This window comes from Microbispora sp. NBC_01389 (assembly GCF_045040095.1).
Lineage (GTDB): Bacteria > Actinomycetota > Actinomycetes > Streptosporangiales > Streptosporangiaceae > Microbispora.
Map to the genome: position 1 here is coordinate 4,207,268 of NZ_CP109552.1, position 15,176 is coordinate 4,222,443.

14 protein-coding genes are annotated in these 15,176 nt (G+C 72.5%); 9 read left to right on the plus strand and 5 right to left on the minus strand.

Annotated elements, in window-relative coordinates; all coding sequences use genetic code 11:
* Positions 1 to 7: 7 nt before the first annotated feature.
* Genes OG344_RS18990 through OG344_RS19000 form a run of 3 tightly spaced genes read right to left on the minus strand, consistent with a single transcriptional unit; the run spans position 8 to position 3,284 of the window.
* On the minus strand, positions 8 to 1,129 hold the full coding sequence (locus OG344_RS18990) for a hypothetical protein (protein ID WP_405084229.1): 1,122 nt from the start codon (positions 1,127 to 1,129) through the stop codon (positions 8 to 10).
* On the minus strand, positions 1,126 to 2,385 hold the full coding sequence (locus OG344_RS18995) for a glucarate dehydratase family protein (RefSeq protein ID WP_405084230.1): 1,260 nt from the start codon (positions 2,383 to 2,385) through the stop codon (positions 1,126 to 1,128). Before OG344_RS18995 ends, OG344_RS18990 begins: the two co-directional genes overlap by 4 nt.
* Complete coding sequence (locus OG344_RS19000) at positions 2,382 to 3,284, minus strand: 5-dehydro-4-deoxyglucarate dehydratase (protein WP_405084231.1); 903 nt, start codon at positions 3,282 to 3,284, stop codon at positions 2,382 to 2,384. Before OG344_RS19000 ends, OG344_RS18995 begins: the two co-directional genes overlap by 4 nt.
* 222 nt (positions 3,285 to 3,506) lie before the next feature.
* Here OG344_RS19000 and OG344_RS19005 point away from each other — a divergent pair, with 222 nt between their 5' ends.
* The 9 genes from OG344_RS19005 to OG344_RS19045 all read left to right on the plus strand — a co-directional run bounded on the left by OG344_RS19005 (position 3,507) and on the right by OG344_RS19045 (position 13,646).
* Complete coding sequence (locus OG344_RS19005) at positions 3,507 to 4,310, plus strand: NAD(P)-dependent oxidoreductase (protein ID WP_327044630.1); 804 nt, start codon at positions 3,507 to 3,509, stop codon at positions 4,308 to 4,310.
* A 1-nt stretch (position 4,311) separates the two neighbouring features.
* Positions 4,312 to 5,730, plus strand: coding sequence for an aldehyde dehydrogenase (NADP(+)) (locus OG344_RS19010; RefSeq protein WP_405084232.1), 1,419 nt, complete (start codon positions 4,312 to 4,314; stop codon positions 5,728 to 5,730).
* 265 nt (positions 5,731 to 5,995) lie between these two features.
* Entirely contained in the window at positions 5,996 to 6,769 is a 774-nt protein-coding gene (locus OG344_RS19015) for an IclR family transcriptional regulator (RefSeq protein WP_405084233.1), read from the plus strand.
* A gap of 74 nt (positions 6,770 to 6,843) precedes the next feature.
* Positions 6,844 to 9,435, plus strand: a complete 2,592-nt coding sequence (locus tag OG344_RS19020) for a DNA translocase FtsK (protein ID WP_405084234.1) — start codon at positions 6,844 to 6,846, stop codon at positions 9,433 to 9,435.
* A gap of 144 nt (positions 9,436 to 9,579) precedes the next feature.
* Entirely contained in the window at positions 9,580 to 10,332 is a 753-nt protein-coding gene (locus OG344_RS19025) for a helix-turn-helix domain-containing protein (protein ID WP_327044636.1), read from the plus strand.
* A gap of 30 nt (positions 10,333 to 10,362) precedes the next feature.
* Complete coding sequence (gene rimO / locus OG344_RS19030; protein WP_327044637.1) at positions 10,363 to 11,775, plus strand: 30S ribosomal protein S12 methylthiotransferase RimO; 1,413 nt, start codon at positions 10,363 to 10,365, stop codon at positions 11,773 to 11,775.
* On the plus strand, positions 11,772 to 12,545 hold the full coding sequence (gene pgsA, locus OG344_RS19035) for a CDP-diacylglycerol--glycerol-3-phosphate 3-phosphatidyltransferase (RefSeq protein WP_405084235.1): 774 nt from the start codon (positions 11,772 to 11,774) through the stop codon (positions 12,543 to 12,545). Before rimO ends, pgsA begins: the two co-directional genes overlap by 4 nt.
* Entirely contained in the window at positions 12,542 to 13,036 is a 495-nt protein-coding gene (locus tag OG344_RS19040; RefSeq protein ID WP_327044639.1) for a nicotinamide-nucleotide amidohydrolase family protein, read from the plus strand. The genes pgsA and OG344_RS19040 overlap by 4 nt, the downstream gene beginning before the upstream one ends.
* Before the next feature lie 253 nt (positions 13,037 to 13,289).
* Positions 13,290 to 13,646 carry a helix-turn-helix domain-containing protein gene (locus OG344_RS19045; protein ID WP_111699708.1) on the plus strand — a complete coding sequence of 119 codons (357 nt, stop codon included), beginning with the start codon at positions 13,290 to 13,292 and terminating at the stop codon, positions 13,644 to 13,646.
* Between the two features lie 208 nt (positions 13,647 to 13,854).
* Here OG344_RS19045 and OG344_RS19050 read toward each other — a convergent pair whose 3' ends face one another.
* A complete protein-coding gene (locus OG344_RS19050) occupies positions 13,855 to 14,640 on the minus strand; it encodes a DNA-formamidopyrimidine glycosylase family protein (protein WP_405084236.1) in 786 nt (261 codons plus the stop codon).
* A 62-nt stretch (positions 14,641 to 14,702) separates the two neighbouring features.
* Positions 14,703 to 15,167, minus strand: coding sequence for an RrF2 family transcriptional regulator (locus OG344_RS19055; protein ID WP_405084237.1), 465 nt, complete (start codon positions 15,165 to 15,167; stop codon positions 14,703 to 14,705).
* Positions 15,168 to 15,176 lie beyond the last annotated feature (9 nt).

Genomic DNA, 15,176 nt, shown 5'->3' on the forward strand with positions numbered 1-15,176 from the left:
TCTCACCTCAGCGCCGTACGGCGGCGGCGATCGCCTTGAGGCGGGCCGTGGAGGCGAGGCCGCCGTGGTACCAGTGGATCTCGGCGGCGCCGGCCGCGGTGTACGCCTCGGCCAGGAACGTCAGCGCCCCGGCGTCGGCCGGGCGCGGCGGCAGGGCCAGCACGTACGCCCCCACCCGCGGCCCCAGCTCGCCGAGGGCCCGTAGCCCGGCCTCGTCCGCCTCCGGGGAGTTCCAGCAGTCGCCGACGAGCAGGTCGGCGTTCACGCCCTCGGGGACGGTCGCGAACGGGCCGGTCGCCCACGGGTCGGCGCTGGCGTGCAGGGCGACCTCCAGGCCGGGCCGCGCCGCCCTGGCCTCCGCCAGCAGCAGCGCGCGCAGCTCGCCCGCGAGCCCGGTGCGCAGGCCGCGCAGGGCGTCCGCCAGGTCGCCCAGCGCCTCCTCGACCGAGCCCGGCCGGCCGTCCACGCCCGCGCGCACCCGCGCCCGCGCCTCGGCCACGTCCAGCCCCGCCGTCTCGTACCGCAGGACGCAGTTCGCGCAGAAGCACAGGGACAGCAGGGCGACCTGCGCGGGCGACCAGTCCGCGCCGTCGGTCTTCTCGTGGTGGCCGCCGTGCCGGAAGCCGAGAGGGCCGCACGCCTCCAGGATCAGCGCGTCCGGGTCGCCGGCCTCCACGATCTCGCGGACCAGCGTGCGGCAGTAGTCGCGCACGTCGGCCGCCGCCGGGCACAGCGCGTACGGATAGCTCTCCCCGAACGCGTTGACGACGACCAGGTCGGGGTTGGCCGAGCCGAGCAGCGTGTTGTGGGTCAGCACGGTCCACGCCCGCACCGGCAGGCCCGCCGCGCGCAGGGCGTCCCCGGCCTCCCCGAACGGGTCGGCCGAGTCCATCCACGACGGCGTGCCCGGCACCAGGCGGGCTCCCTTCCACGCCTCCTCCCGTACGGGCACGTAGCAGGCGGAGTGCCGGGCGTCGACCAGCCGGTGGGCGGGATGGTGGGGGGTCGCGGCGCGGGTGGTGTGGTACGACGCGGCGAGCGCGACGGCGTCGACGCCGAGCGCCGCCAGGCGGTCGGCGGCCCCGGGGTCGCCGACGATGTCCCAGGGGTAGGCGTAGATGACGTTCACCAGCGTGGCCTCCGAGCGGAGAAGGACGGGTCGACGGACCTCATGTACGTCGTGTCGTCGCGGGAGCGGACCCCGCACTTCTCATACTGCTCGTTCATGATTGCGAGGGCGTCGCGGTCGAGTTCCACCCCGAGTCCCGGGCCGTCCGGCACCGGGACCGCGCCGTCCGCGAACCGCAGGGCGCCGGGCGCGACCACGTCCTGGCCGTCCTGCCAGGGGGTGTGGGTGTCGCAGGCGTGGGTCACCGCCGGGGTGGCGGCGGCCAGGTGCGTCATCGCGGCCAGGCTGATGCCGAGATGCGAGTTGGAGTGCATGGACAGCGCGACGCCGAAGGTCGCGCACAGCGTGGCGATGTGCGCCGAGCGCACCAGGCCGCCCCAGTAGTGGTGGTCGGTCAGCAGCACCCCGATGGCCCCGGCGCGCAGTGCCGGGGGCAGGTGCTCGGGGGTGACGACGCACATGTTGGTCGCGAGCGGCATCGGCACCTCGGCGGCGACCCGCGCCATGCCCTCGATGCCCTCGGTGGGGTCCTCCAGGTATTCCAGGAGGCCGTCGAGTTCGCGGCCCACCCGGATCGAGGTCTCCACGCTCCACACGGCGTTGGGGTCGAGGCGCAGCGGATGCTCCGGGAAGGCCTCCCGCAGCGCGCGGATCGCCTCGATCTCCTGATCGGGCGGGAACACCCCGCCCTTGAGCTTGATGGAGCCGAAGCCGTACCGGCCGATCAGGAGGCGGGCCTGCTCGACCACCCCCTCGGGGTCGAGCGCGGCGCCGAAGCCGTCCTCCGGGCCGCCGGGGTGGCCGCCCCACTTGTAGAAGAGGTACGCGCTGTAGGGCACGGCGTCGCGCACCCGGCCGCCGAGCAGGTCCACGACGGGCCGGCCCGCCGCCTTGCCGCGGATGTCCAGGCAGGCGACCTCGAAGGGGGAGAAGATCCGGTCGACGGTCTTGGCCCGGGAGGAGGTGCCGGTCAGGCCGTGCAGGTCGGTGACCACGTCGGCGCCGACGAGGGCGGCCACCGTGGCGTACATGGCGTTGTCGCCGTAGACGTCGTGACCGCGCAGCGCCTCGGCCGCGGCCCGCACCCGTACGAGGTGGTCGAGGTCGCCGTAGGTCTCCCCGAGGCCGGTCAGCCCCTCGTCGGTGACGACCTCGACGATCGTGCGCAGGGCCCAGGGCTCGTGGACGCCCGCGGCGTTGAGCAGCGGCGGGTCGCGGAAGGCGACCGGCGTGACGTGGATCTCGCGAATCCTCATGAGACCATGTCCAGCCCGGCCGCGATCAGCTTCTCCAGGCGGGCGACGTGCTCGGGGGCCGCGTCCAGGAGCGGCGGCCGCACCCCGCCGGCGTCGAGCCCGCGCAGCGTGACGCCCGCCTTGATCAGCGAGACGGCGTAGCCGGGCACGAGGTCGCGCAACTCGACGAGTGGCCGGTAGAAGCCGCTCAGCAGGCGGCGCACCAGGTCGTCGTCTCCGGCGTTCACGGCCTGGTAAAAGGCCAGGGCGACCTCGGGGAGGAAGCAGAACACGGCGGAGGAGTACAGACTGACGCCGATCCCCCGATAGGCGGGCACGGTCAGCTCCGCCGTCGGCAGTCCGTTGAAGAACGTGAACTCCCGCCCGGCGGTCTCCCGTACGGCGAGCACGATCCGCTGCATGAGGTCGACGTCGCCGAGGCCGTCCTTGAACCCGGTGACGTTGGCGATCCCGGTCAGCGCCGCCGCGGCGGCGGGGGTGAAGCGGGCGTTGGCCCGCTGGTAGACGATGATCGGCAGGTCGGTGGCCGTCGCGACCTCGCGGACGTAGCGCACCAGGCCCTCGGCGGGGGCGCTCACCAGGTAGGGCGGCAGCAGCAGCAGGCCGTCCGCGCCCGCCGCCGCGGCCCTGCGCGCGCACTCGCGGGCGTACGGGAGCGGCCCGCCCGCTCCGGACAGGACGGGGACCCGCCCGCCGGTCGACTCGACGGAGATCCGCACCACCCGCTCGTACTCGTCGATGCCCAGCGCGGTGAACTCGCCGGTGCCGCAGGCCGCGAACACCCCGCCCGCGCCGTCCGCGACTCCGCGCGTCACATGCCGGGCCAGTACGTCCCCGGCCAGCTCGCCGCCGGGGTCGAAAGGTGTCACGGGAAAGAAGAGAACGCCCTCGAGACGCATCCGCCAGCCCTCCCGTCCACATATGTGGACACTGTTCTTGATCCTGTTCTTGACGCTAGTCGGGCCCTGAATGTGAAGTCAACGAGGAGCGGAGCCGGTCCGCGAAGGTGCCGTGCGTTCACATGGGCGAACAGCGACCGCTGCTGTGAACGCATGGGTATTACTGTGACACTGCAAAGCGGTATCAGCGCATAAGTCAGGGAAGATCGCGGCAGGAGGCACATGCGTATTCTCATCACCGGCGCGGCGGGCGGCGTCGGCACCATGCTGCGACCCCGGCTGGCCAAGGAGGGGCGCGTGTTGCGGCTGCTCGACGTCGCGCCCCTGGAGGCGGGGCCCGGCGAGGAGGCGGTGACCGCGAGCATCACCGACGAGGAGGCCATGGCCGCCGCGATGGACGGCGTGGACGCCGTGCTGCACCTGGGCGCGCACAGCGTCGAACGCCCCTGGGCGCAGATCCTGGACGTCAACGTCAACGGCACCTACGTGGTGCTGGAGGCCGCGCGGCGGGCCGGAGTCCGCCACGTCGTGCTGGCCAGCAGCAACCACGCCGTCGGGTTCGTCCCGCGCGGCGAGGGTGAGGCCCCCGACTACCTGTTCCCGCGCCCGGACACCTTCTACGGTGTCAGCAAGGTCGCCAAGGAGGCGCTCGGCTCGCTCTACCACGACCGTTACGGCCTCGCGGTGACGTGCCTGCGCATCGGCTCCTGCTTCGAGCGGCCGAGGGACGTGCGCATGCTGTCGACGTGGCTGTCACCCGACGACTGCGCGCGGCTGGCCGAGGCGGCGCTGGCGGCCGACGGCTTCCACGTGGTCTGGGGCGTGTCGGCCAACACCCGCCGCTGGTGGTCCCTGGAGGAGGGCAGGGCCATCGGCTACGAGCCGAAGGACGACGCCGAGGTCTTCGCCGATACGCTCGTCGCCGAGCACGGCGAGCCGGACCTCGGCGACCTGCCGCACTCCGTGGTGGGCGGGGCGTTCTGCGGCCCCCACTACGACGTCGACAATCTCACGGCGGAGGGATGAGATGACCAGCTCGATGAACGAGGCGGTGGACGAGGCGGTCCGGCGGGCCGCGGCGGCGGGCGAGGCGTGGCGCGCGACGCCCGCGGCCGAGCGCGCCGCCGTGCTCGAAGCCGTCGCCGACGCCCTGCTCAAGCACGCCGAGGAGCTGTGGCCGGTCGCCGCGGAGGAGACCCGCCTGCCCGAGACGCGGCTGCGCGGGGAGGTCACCCGTACGGCCGCGCAGTTCCGGCTGTTCGCGGAGGTCCTGCGCGACGGCGGGTGGGTCGAGGCGGTCATCGACCATCCCGACCCCGGGGCCACGCCGCCGCGTCCCGACGTGCGCCGGATGAACCATCCGCTCGGCGTCGTCGCGGTCTTCGCGGCCGGCAACTTCCCCTTCGCGTTCTCCGTGGCGGGCGGCGACACGGTGTCGGCCCTCGCGGCCGGCTGCCCGGTCGTGGTCAAGGCGCACGAGGGCCATCCGCGCACCTCCGACCTCACCGCCTCCGTCGTACGGCGGGCACTGCCCGACCCTGACCTGCTCGGGCTCGTGCACGGGTTCGAGGCCGGCGCGCCGCTGGTGCGGCACCCGCTGGTCACGGCGGCCGGCTTCACCGGCTCGCTCGCGGGCGGGAAGGCGATCCGGAAGCTCATCGACGAGCGGCCCGACCCCATCCCGTTCTACGGCGAGCTGGGCAGCGTCAACCCCGTCGTCGTGCTGCCCTCGGCCGACCCCGCCGCCGTGGCCTCCGGATTCGCGGCCTCGCTGACCCTCGGGGTGGGACAGTTCTGCACCAACCCCGGCCTGGTGTTCGTCCCGGCGAAGGGCGGGTTCGAGCAGGCGATCGCCGAGGCCGTGGCCGGGACCAGCGGCGGGCCCATGCTGACCGCCAAGATCCGCGAGGGCTACCTGCGGGTGTCCGGCAGGCTCGCCGAGCGGCTCGCCGTGCTGGCCGGTGGAGGCGAGGTGGACGGCATCACCCCGCGGGTGTTCGCCGCGGACTTGGAGGCGTTCGCGGACGGGCTGCCCGAGCTGGGGGAGGAGTGCTTCGGCCCCTCGGCGATCGTGATCCGCTACCGCGACCCCGCCGATCTGCCCGCCGTGCTGCGGCGGCTGCCCGGGTCGCTGACCGCGACCGTGCACGCCGCCGGGCCCGAGGAGGCCCGCGACCTGCTGCCGGCGCTGCGCCGGCTGGCCGGGCGGCTCATCTGGAACGGCTGGCCCACCGGGGTCGCCGTCTGCTGGGCGATGCACCACGGCGGCCCCTGGCCCGCCTCCACCACCCCGGCGCACACCTCCGTCGGCGCGGCCGCCATCAGACGCTGGACGACCCCCGTGGCGTACCAGGACTGGCCGGAGGACCTGCTCCCGCCGGAGCTGCGCGACGGCAACCCCCTCGGCGTGCCCCAGCGGGTGGACGGCCGCCCGCGCCTCTCCTGACGGCCGTACGCCCACGTAATCTGGACTCCCGGATGTGCGGGAAACGGGGGTTTCGCCGTGCTCGACGTCGTGGGCGGCCTGATCGACCGCAGTGAGGTCTTCTACGACCAGCTCGAGCTGTGCGTCCAGCTCGGGCTCCGCCTGCCCGCCTGAGACGTGCGGCCGGAGGATGATCTGGATGTGGATGACATCGCCTCCCGTACGGTCGCCTCCCGGGGAACCGGCTCACAATAGGAGGCGGACAGGTGGGTCAGGGAGGTACCAAATGGCGGAACCCGTGCCGCACGTGAAATCGGCGCTCCGGACGGTCGAGCTGCTCGACTTCTTCGCGCGGTATCCCGGGCTGCACAGCCTCACCGACCTGCAGGGCAAGCTGGGCTATCCCAAGAGCAGCCTGCACGCTCTGCTGCGCACCCTGGCCGACCTCGGCTGGATCGAGACCGACGTCACCGGCACGCTGTACCGGATCGGCATGCGGGCGCTGCTGGTCGGGGCGACGTACATCGACGGGGACCCGGTGGTCCAGCTCGCGCACGACGCACTGGACTGGCTGGCGGAGGTCACGGGGGAGACCGTGCACCTCGCCCGGCTCGACCACTTCGACGTCGTCTACCTCGCCACCCGCGCCTCACGCCACTACCTGCGGCCGTTCTCCCGGGTCGGGCGCCGACTGCCCGCGAGCACCACCTCCCTCGGCAAGGCGATCCTGGCGAGCCGGGACGACGAGGAGGTGCGGGCGCTGCTGCCCGCCGAGCTGCCCTCGCTGACGGCGCACACCATCGTGGACGCCGAGGAGCTGCTGGTCGACCTGCGCCGGGTGCGCAAGCAGGGATACTCCGTCGACCGGGAGGAGAACACCGAGGGGCTGCGGTGCTTCGGCGTGGCGCTGCGGATCAGCGACCCGCCGAGAGACGCCATCAGCTGCTCGGTGCCGATCCCGCGCCTCACCCCGGAGCGGGAGAAGGAGATCGCCTCCTGCCTCCTGGAGGCGCGCGAGCGCATCGAGCGCTCCGCCCTGCGTCAGCGCCGCGCCTACTGACAGGCGGGGGCGCGGCCGGTCCGTTCCGGCGAGCCTTCCGGACATCTGCGCGCCTTACGAGTAACTTCGGCATCATGGCCACCCGTACGTCCGGACAGGGGTCCGGCAAGCGCTCCACGCCCCGCTCCGGGCCGCGCTCAGGGTCCCGTACGGCAGCAGGGTCCCGTACGGCAGCACCGAAACGGTCCCCGGCGGGCTCCCGAGGCAGGGCGGCGCCCCGGCCCGCGCCCAGGAAACGCCCGCCCGCCACCGGGCACGACCCGATCAGCTGGGTCTTCCTGGTGATCGGCAAGGTCGTCATCGGCCTGTGGATGGTGGTGGCGAACAGCCTGGGCATGGCCGCCCGGGCGCTCGGGCAGAACGCCCGCGAGCTTGACCCCGTGCACCGGCGTGACGGGCAGGGCCTGTCGGTGCTGGCCGGCGCCATCGTGCTCGCCGCCCTGACCTGGCGCCGCGACACCACGACGGGCTTCGCCGCGTTCGTCGACGCCGTGGTGCGCGGCACGGTCGGCTCGCTCACCTGGGCCGTCCCCGTGCTCCTCGCGCTGCTCGCCTGGCGGCTGCTGCGCCACCCCGACCAGAACTCCGAGACCGGCAGGATGGGCATCGGCTGGACCGCATTGCTGGCCGGGATCCTCGGGATCGTGCACGTCGCTCACGGCACGCCGTACCCCTCGGGCGGGCCGACCGACGGCATGGACAACGTGTCGGCGGCGGGCGGCATGGTCGGCTTCATCGTCTCGGCGCCGCCGTCGAGCATCCTGCCTGCGTTCATCACGATCCCGCTGCTGGTGATGCTGTCGGGCTTCGGCCTGCTGGTGATCACCGCGACCCCGGTGCACCGCGTCCCCGAGCGCCTCGCCGAGATCCGGCACATGCTCTTCGAGCGGCCGGAGGGAGCCGGGGAGCCGCGCAGGTCCCCGGCCGGGCAGAAGAGGCGCACCCGCAGGTCGCAGGGCGACGCCGGTGAGGGCGGCGACAGGGTCAAGCCGTACGACACGCCCGTGCTGTCGGACAAGGAACACTCGCCGGAGATCGTCCCCGGCCTGGTGGACGAGACCGCCGACACAGCCGCCGACGCGGCCGCGCCGAGCGAGCCCACCGAGCCGGAGATACAGCTCCCCGCGCCCGTGTCGCAGCCGCCGCTGCCGACCCCGGCGCCGCGGAAGGTCGAGCAGCTCGTCCTGTCCAGCCAGGAGGGGCCCTACACGGTGCCCGACCTCGCGCTGCTGCGGCCGGGCAGCGCGCCCAAGCAGGAGACCAAGGCCAACCGGACGGTCGTGAACGCGCTGACCAGCGTAATGGAGCAGTTCTCCATCGACGCGCAGGTCATCGGGTTCACTCGCGGCCCGACGGTCACGCGGTACGAGATCGAGCTGGGCCCGGCGGTCAAGGTCGAGAAGGTCACCGCGCTCACCAAGAACATCGCGTACGCGGTGAAGTCGGCCGACGTGCGGATCCTGTCCCCGATCCCGGGCAAGTCGGCGATCGGTGTGGAGATCCCCAACGTCGACAAGGACCTCGTGTCGCTCGGCGACGTGCTGCGCTCGCAGGTGGCCCAGGCCGACCACCACCCGATGATCGTCGGCCTCGGCAAGGATGTCGAGGGACGCACGATCGTGGCCAACCTGGCCAAGATGCCGCACATCCTCATCGCCGGCGCCACCGGCGCGGGCAAGTCGACCTGCATCAACGGGCTGATCTCCTCGATCCTGATGCGGGCCACCCCCGACGAGATCCGCATGGTGCTGGTCGACCCCAAGCGGGTCGAGCTCAGCTCGTACGAGGGCATTCCCCACCTCATCACGCCGATCATCACCAACCCGAAGAAGGCCGCCGAGGCCCTCGAATGGGTGGTCGGCGAGATGGACCGGCGGTACGACGACCTGGCCGCCAGCGGCTTCCGGCACGTCGACGACTTCAACAAGGCCGTCCGGGCGGGCAAGCTGGTGCCTCCGCCGGGCAGCGAGCGGGTCTACCAGCCATACCCGTACCTGCTGGTGATCGTGGACGAGCTGGCCGACCTGATGATGGTCGCGCCGCGCGACGTGGAGGACTCGATCGTCCGCATCACCCAGCTCGCCCGGGCCGCGGGCATCCACCTGGTCATCGCCACCCAGCGGCCGTCCGTCGACGTGGTCACCGGCCTGATCAAGGCGAACGTGCCGTCCCGGCTCGCGTTCGCGACCTCCTCGCTCGCCGACTCCCGGGTCATCCTCGACCAGCCGGGCGCCGAGAAGCTCGTCGGGCAGGGCGACGCGCTGTTCCTGCCGATGGGCGCGAGCAAGCCGATACGGCTCCAGAACGCGTTCATCTCCGAGAAGGAGATCGCGGAGGTCGTCGGCCACTGCAAGGTCCAGATGCAGGCCGAGTACCGGGAGGACGTGGCCGCGCCGGCCGCCGCCAAGCGGGAGATCGACGAGGAGATCGGCGACGACCTCGACCTGCTGGTCCAGGCCGCCGAGCTGATCGTGTCGACCCAGTTCGGCTCCACGTCGATGCTCCAGCGCAAGCTGCGGGTCGGCTTCGCCAAGGCCGGACGGCTGATGGACCTGCTGGAGAGCCGCAACGTGGTCGGCCCGAGCGAGGGATCGAAGGCCCGCGAGGTGCTGGTCCAGCCCGACGACCTGCCCGGCCTCCTCGCGGACCTGCGCGGCGAGTCCTAGGGCCGTCATCACCCCGTGCGGCGGGGCCGCCCGGAGCCCGTCGCGTACTCTATGCCCCACAATGACTACCCTTAGTAGTCGGTAGCTGATTGAATGGAGCTAACTACGCATTGTGGGGCGGTCTGGAAGACAGGGGGCTTAACGATGAGCGTAGGTGCCGCTTTGGCCGAGGCCCGTGAGCGCGCCGGGCTGTCGGTGCGTCAGCTCAGCGAGCGCACGCGGATCCGTGAGACCGTCATTCAGCGCTTCGAGGGGGACGACTTCTCGGTGGGCGACTTCTACACGCGCGGCCACCTCCGTACCATCGCGTCCGACCTCGGCCTGGACCCGGACGAGCTCGTGCGGCAGTACGCGCAGGAGCACCCGGGCGGCGACTCCCCGATCAGGACGTCGTCGCTGTTCGGAGGGGCCGCCGTGCTGCGCGAGCGGGGTCACCGGGGCTCCGGCTGGACGATGGCCGTCGCGGTCGCCCTGGCCATCGTCGTGATCGTCGTCATCGCGCGGATGCTCGGCGGCTCGGGAGACAGGACGGGCCCGACTGCCGTACGGCTCCCGGCCAACGGGCAGCACGGGCAGCACGGGCAGGAGCGGCACGACGGGGCCCGGGAGGGCCGGAGCCTGGAGGAGGCCTTCGCGCCCGGCCTCGTGGTGGTCAAGGTCACCACGCGCAAGCCGTCCTGGATCGCCGTGAAGGACGCCAAGGGCAAGGCGATCTTCGAGGGTACGCTGCCGGAGGGGAAGACCGAGACGTACTCGGCGAAGGACCGGGTGAAGATGGTCATCGGCGACGCCGGGGCGGTGCGGCTCGTGGTCAACGGGAAAGACCTCGGCGCGCCCGGCAGGGACGGCCAGATGGTGCGGCGGACCTTCGCCGCGGGCGGCCCGAGTCCCCGTTAATCGCCGACTGCCGATACCGTAGTTCGCATCATGTCTTCTCGCCGAACCGTATCGCTGATCACGCTGGGCTGCGCCCGCAACGAGGTCGACTCAGAGGAGCTCGCCGCGCGGCTCGAAGCCGCCGGGTGGCAGACCGGTGACGACGACCCGGACGTCGTCGTCGTCAACACGTGCGGCTTCATCGACTCGGCGAAGAAGGACTCCATCGACACCCTGCTCGCCGCGGCCGACTCGGGCGCGAAGGTGGTCGCGGCGGGCTGCATGGCCGAACGGTACGGCGCGCAGCTCGCCGACGCCCTGCCCGAGGCGTCCGTCATCTCCTTCGACGACTACGCGGAGATCGGGGAGCGGCTCGACGACGTCATCGCGGGCAGGCCGCTGGTCCCGCACACCCCGCGGGACCGCCGCACGCTGCTGCCGATCAGCCCGGTGGAGCGCTCGGCGGCCCAGGCGCACATCCCGGGCCACGCCCAGGAGGACCCGCTGCCGCGGGGCGTCGCCCCCGCGAGCGGCCCGCGCACGCTGCGCAAGCGGCTCGGCTCCGGGCCGGTCGCCTCGCTCAAGCTCGCCTCGGGCTGCGACCGGCGCTGCACCTTCTGCGCCATCCCGGCCTTCCGCGGCTCGTACGTCTCGCGCGCGCCGGAGGACCTGCTCGCCGAGGCCGCCTGGCTGGCCGGCCAGGGCGTCAGGGAGCTGGTGCTGGTCAGCGAGAACTCCACGTCGTACGGCAAGGACCTCGGCGACCTGCGGGCGCTGGAGAAGCTGCTGCCTCGGCTGGCCGGGACCGACGGCGTCGAGCGGGTGCGGGTCAGCTACCTGCAGCCCGCCGAGCTGCGGCCGGGGCTGCTCGACGTGATCGCCTCGTCCGAGGGGATCGCGCCCTACTTCGACCTGTCCTTCCAGCACGCCAGCGGGCCGGTGCTGCGGCGGATGCGGCGCTTCGGCGACCCCCGGCGCTTTCTCGACCTCCTCGACCAGATCCGCGAGCGGGCGCCGGAGGCGGGCGTCAGATCGAACTTCATCGTGGGCTTCCCGGGGGAGACCCAGGAGCAGTTCGAGGAGCTGGTGGGCTTCCTGGAAGAGGCCAGGCTCGACGTCATCGGCGTCTTCGGCTACTCCGACGAAGAGGGCACCGAAGCGTACGGCTTCGAGGACAAGCTCGACCAGGACGTGATCGACGAACGCGTGGCGACGCTCACCGAGCTCGCCGAGGAGCTGACCGCCCAGCGGGCCGAGGAGCGCATCGGCACCGAACTGGAGGTGCTCATCGAGGAGGACCTCGGCGACGGCGGCTACGAGGGCCGCGCGGCGCACCAGGGCCCCGAGGTCGACGGGGCGGTCACGGTTCAGGGCATCGGTCTGGTCCCCGGGCAGATCGTGCAGGCGGTCGCGGTCGACTCCGAGGGGGTCGACCTGATCGCCCGGATCAAGGCAGGCACATGACGGAGCGCGGCGAGCGGCCGGTGGAGGTGGCGGGCGCGGTAGAGGCCACAGTGGAGGCCACAGTGGAGGCGACCGCGGAGATCGGGCCGGCGCCGGCCGCCGCCGTCCCCGTCGCGCCTCCTGCGCTGGTGACACCCGCGCCCGTGCCGCCCGCGCCCGGGACATCCACCGCGCCCGTGCCGCCGCCGTCCGCCGACGGCGAGGAGGGGGCGGCCCGCCGCGTCAGCACCTGGAACATCGCGAACGCCCTGACCATCGCCCGACTGGCGATCGTGCCCGTCTTCGTCGTCTTCCTGTTCGCCGAGGGCGAGGCCTGGCGGCTGGCGGCGCTGGGGGTGTTCCTGCTCGCCTCCGTCACCGACCAGCTCGACGGGTGGCTGGCCAGGAAGTACGCGCTGATCACCGACTTCGGCAAGATCGCCGACCCGATCGCCGACAAGGCGCTGATCGGCGCGGCGCTGCTGTGCCTGTCGTACCTCGGCGACATCGCCTGGTGGGTCACTTCGTTGATCATCGCTCGTGAGGCGGGAGTGACGCTGCTGCGCTTCCTCGTGATCAGGCACGGGGTTATCCCGGCCAGTTACGGGGGCAAGGTGAAGACCGTGCTGCAGATCGTGGCCGTCGCGCTCTACATCGTGCCCGCCGTGCCCGACCTGGCCAGGTGGGCGGCGATGGGCCTCGCCCTGGTGGTCACGGTGGGGACCGGCGCCGACTACGTGGTGCGCGCGGTGCGGCTGCGGCAGGTGGCGAACAGGGCGCGGACCGTATGACGAGTGTGGCGACGCAGGTGCTGTCCCTGCTGGTCCGCCGGGGAGCGACGGCCGCCGTGGCCGAGTCGCTGACGGGCGGCCTGATCGGGGCCGCGATGACCGAGCCCATGGGAGCCTCCGCGGCCTTCCGCGGCGGGGTGGTCGCCTACGCCACCGACCTCAAGGCGAGCCTCCTCGGCGTTCCGCCAGGCCTGCTGCAGCGTGAGGGGGCGGTGCACCCGGACGTGGCGGCGGCCATGGCGACCGGGGTGCGTAAGCTGACAGATTCGGACTACGGTCTGGCCGTGACGGGGGTCGCCGGTCCCGAGCCGCAGGACGGCAGACCCGTCGGCACGGTCCACATCGCCCTGGCGGGGCCGGGGGAGCGGCTCTGGCACCGTGACCTGCTCTTGACCGGGACCAGAGACGAGATCAGAAAGGCGACCTGCCGCGAGGCTTTGGACCTGTTGGAAGGTGTGCTCCAGGCAAATTCGGGGGAACATCTCGGGTGATTACCGCGTTACGTCCCCAGCGAACATGCTCGCCACGGTCTGCCGCGGTGTCGCCCTCTACAGGTACGGTGGAGCTGTGAGTGAGGTCCGTGAGCCATCGGCGAGGAGCAAGACAGGCGCACGCCCGGCGAAGGGGCCGAGCGAACCAATGATGACGGCGAGGCGTATGTACGAAGGGCAGATGAAGAAGGGGCGACATGAGCCCACCGTGCGAGGCGTCGTGAAGGCGTCCCCCCTGGGGAGGGAGCGACAGATGATCCTGCTGCGTCAGCTGCTCGGTGACGTACTGCGGCGGCTGCGGGTGCGGCAGAATCGCACCCTTCGCGAGGTCTCCACCGTGGCCCGTGTCTCACTCGGCTATCTGTCCGAGGTCGAACGCGGCCAGAAGGAAGCCTCCTCCGAGCTGCTCGCCTCGATCTGCGGCGCACTGGGTGTCCCACTGTCCCAGGTGCTGCGTGAGGTGTCCGACCAGTTCGCGCTCGCCGAACTGCAGGCCGCCCCCATGCTCGCGGAGCTGCCCGAGCACGAGCGGCTGCCGATTCCCGAGACCGTGCCCGCCGGCCCCGAGTTCGACGGCTTCCCTGAGGTCAAGGACATGGTCGCCGCGTAGACGGCGCTTCCGCCGCCCGGGCCTCGCCCGCGGCAGAGGTCCTGTCGCCGTGCCCGGCGCCAGACGCCCGGCCCCGGGTGTGTGGCGATTGTGCCCCGGCACCTGGTAGTGCCCCGGCACAGTGTCCGGCATGTGCCGGACCTGTATCACGACTGTTCCCTGTGCGTATTCCCCGTGCTTGTTCCCTGTGCTTGTTCCCTGTGCGCCGCTATGGGCGCTGGCAGGCGGGACACCAGTAGATGAGCCGCTCGGACGGCTGCGGACCCATCTCGCCACTGCCGATCGGGCTGCCGCACCGCCGGCACGGACGGCGTGCCCTGCCGTACACGAGCAGTGACCGGCCGGGACGCGGATCACCGCTCGTCACCGGAAACGGCGCGTCCTTGCTCGCGTCGATCAGCTGGTGCGCGGTCGAGACCAGCGACTCCAGCGCCTCCGGCGGGATCGACCCGATGGTGCGCCACGGCGACAGGCGCGCGGCCCACAGCGTCTCCGCCCGCCAGATCGTGCCGATCCCGGCCAGCACACGCTGGTCGAGCAGCGCCTCTCCGATGGTCCGCCCGGGCTCCCGGAGCAGATTGCGTACGGCCTGCCCGGGGTTCCAGTCGGGCCCGAGCAGATCCGGGCCGAGATGCCCGACGACGCGGTCCTCACGGCCGGTGGGCACGAGGTCGACCATCCCCAGCCGGGTGCCGACCGCCTGCCACTCGGCGTTGGCGAGGACCAGCCGCACCACATCGCCCCGGGGCACCGGCCGGCCCGCCGGACCGACCCGCCAGCCGCCCTCCATGCGCAGGTGCGTGTGGACGGTGAGCCCGCCCTCCACCCGGGTCAGGAGATGCTTGCCGCGCGGGATCGTGGTGAGCACGGCCCGGCCGCGCAGATCGGCGGTGGCGTGCCGGGGCACCCGGAAGTCGCTGCGGGTCAGTGTCCGGCCGTCGAGGGCCTCCCGCAGGCGCTTCGCGGCCCGATAGACCGAGTCACCCTCCGGCACGCCAGCCTCCCGCGACGATCAGGGGTCGGTCAGGGGTCAGGGGTCGATCAGGGACGGGCGGCTCACACCGGCGTGTGCGAGTCCCAGGCCGCCGGGTCGGCGGCCAGCTCGGTCACCCTCGCGGGTAGCTCACCCTTGGCGATCTGCTCCAGGTTGACCTCCTCCAGGATGGCCCGCTCGCTCGCCCGCAGCGCGATCCACACCTGCTGCAACGCCTGGGCGGCGCCCTGGTAGCCGACGTGCTCGGGCCGCTCGCCCCTGACGTTGGCCAGCGGGCCGTCCACCGCGCGGATCACGTCGGCGAGGGAGATCGCGGAGGCCGGACGGGCCAGCACGTAGCCGCCCTCGGGGCCGCGCTGACCGCGTACGAGGCCGGCGCGGCGCATCTGGAGCAGGATGTTCTCCAGGTATTTGGGGGGCATCTCCTGCCCCTTGGCCAGCTCGCCCACCGTTGTGGGTCCCTCGCCCGCCGCGGCGAGCTCGGCGGCGGCACGGAGGGCGTAGTCGACACGGGCAGAAAGTCGCATGTAGCCGAT

Bases quoted from the DNA above. Each gene is read 5' to 3' on its own strand.
- OG344_RS18995 (WP_405084230.1), bottom strand. From the start codon at position 2,385: ATGAGGATTCGCGAGATCCACGTCACGCCGGTCGCCTTCCGCGACCCG.
- OG344_RS19000 (WP_405084231.1), bottom strand. From the start codon at position 3,284: ATGCGTCTCGAGGGCGTTCTCTTCTTTCCCGTGACACCTTTCGACCCC.
- OG344_RS19005 (WP_327044630.1), top strand. From the start codon at position 3,507: ATGCGTATTCTCATCACCGGCGCGGCGGGCGGCGTCGGCACCATGCTG.
- OG344_RS19010 (WP_405084232.1), top strand. From the start codon at position 4,312: ATGACCAGCTCGATGAACGAGGCGGTGGACGAGGCGGTCCGGCGGGCC.
- OG344_RS19015 (WP_405084233.1), top strand. From the start codon at position 5,996: ATGGCGGAACCCGTGCCGCACGTGAAATCGGCGCTCCGGACGGTCGAG.
- OG344_RS19020 (WP_405084234.1), top strand. From the start codon at position 6,844: ATGGCCACCCGTACGTCCGGACAGGGGTCCGGCAAGCGCTCCACGCCC.
- OG344_RS19025 (WP_327044636.1), top strand. From the start codon at position 9,580: ATGAGCGTAGGTGCCGCTTTGGCCGAGGCCCGTGAGCGCGCCGGGCTG.
- rimO (WP_327044637.1), top strand. From the start codon at position 10,363: ATGTCTTCTCGCCGAACCGTATCGCTGATCACGCTGGGCTGCGCCCGC.
- pgsA (WP_405084235.1), top strand. From the start codon at position 11,772: ATGACGGAGCGCGGCGAGCGGCCGGTGGAGGTGGCGGGCGCGGTAGAG.
- OG344_RS19040 (WP_327044639.1), top strand. From the start codon at position 12,542: ATGACGAGTGTGGCGACGCAGGTGCTGTCCCTGCTGGTCCGCCGGGGA.
- OG344_RS19045 (WP_111699708.1), top strand. From the start codon at position 13,290: ATGATCCTGCTGCGTCAGCTGCTCGGTGACGTACTGCGGCGGCTGCGG.
- OG344_RS19055 (WP_405084237.1), bottom strand. From the start codon at position 15,167: ATGCGACTTTCTGCCCGTGTCGACTACGCCCTCCGTGCCGCCGCCGAG.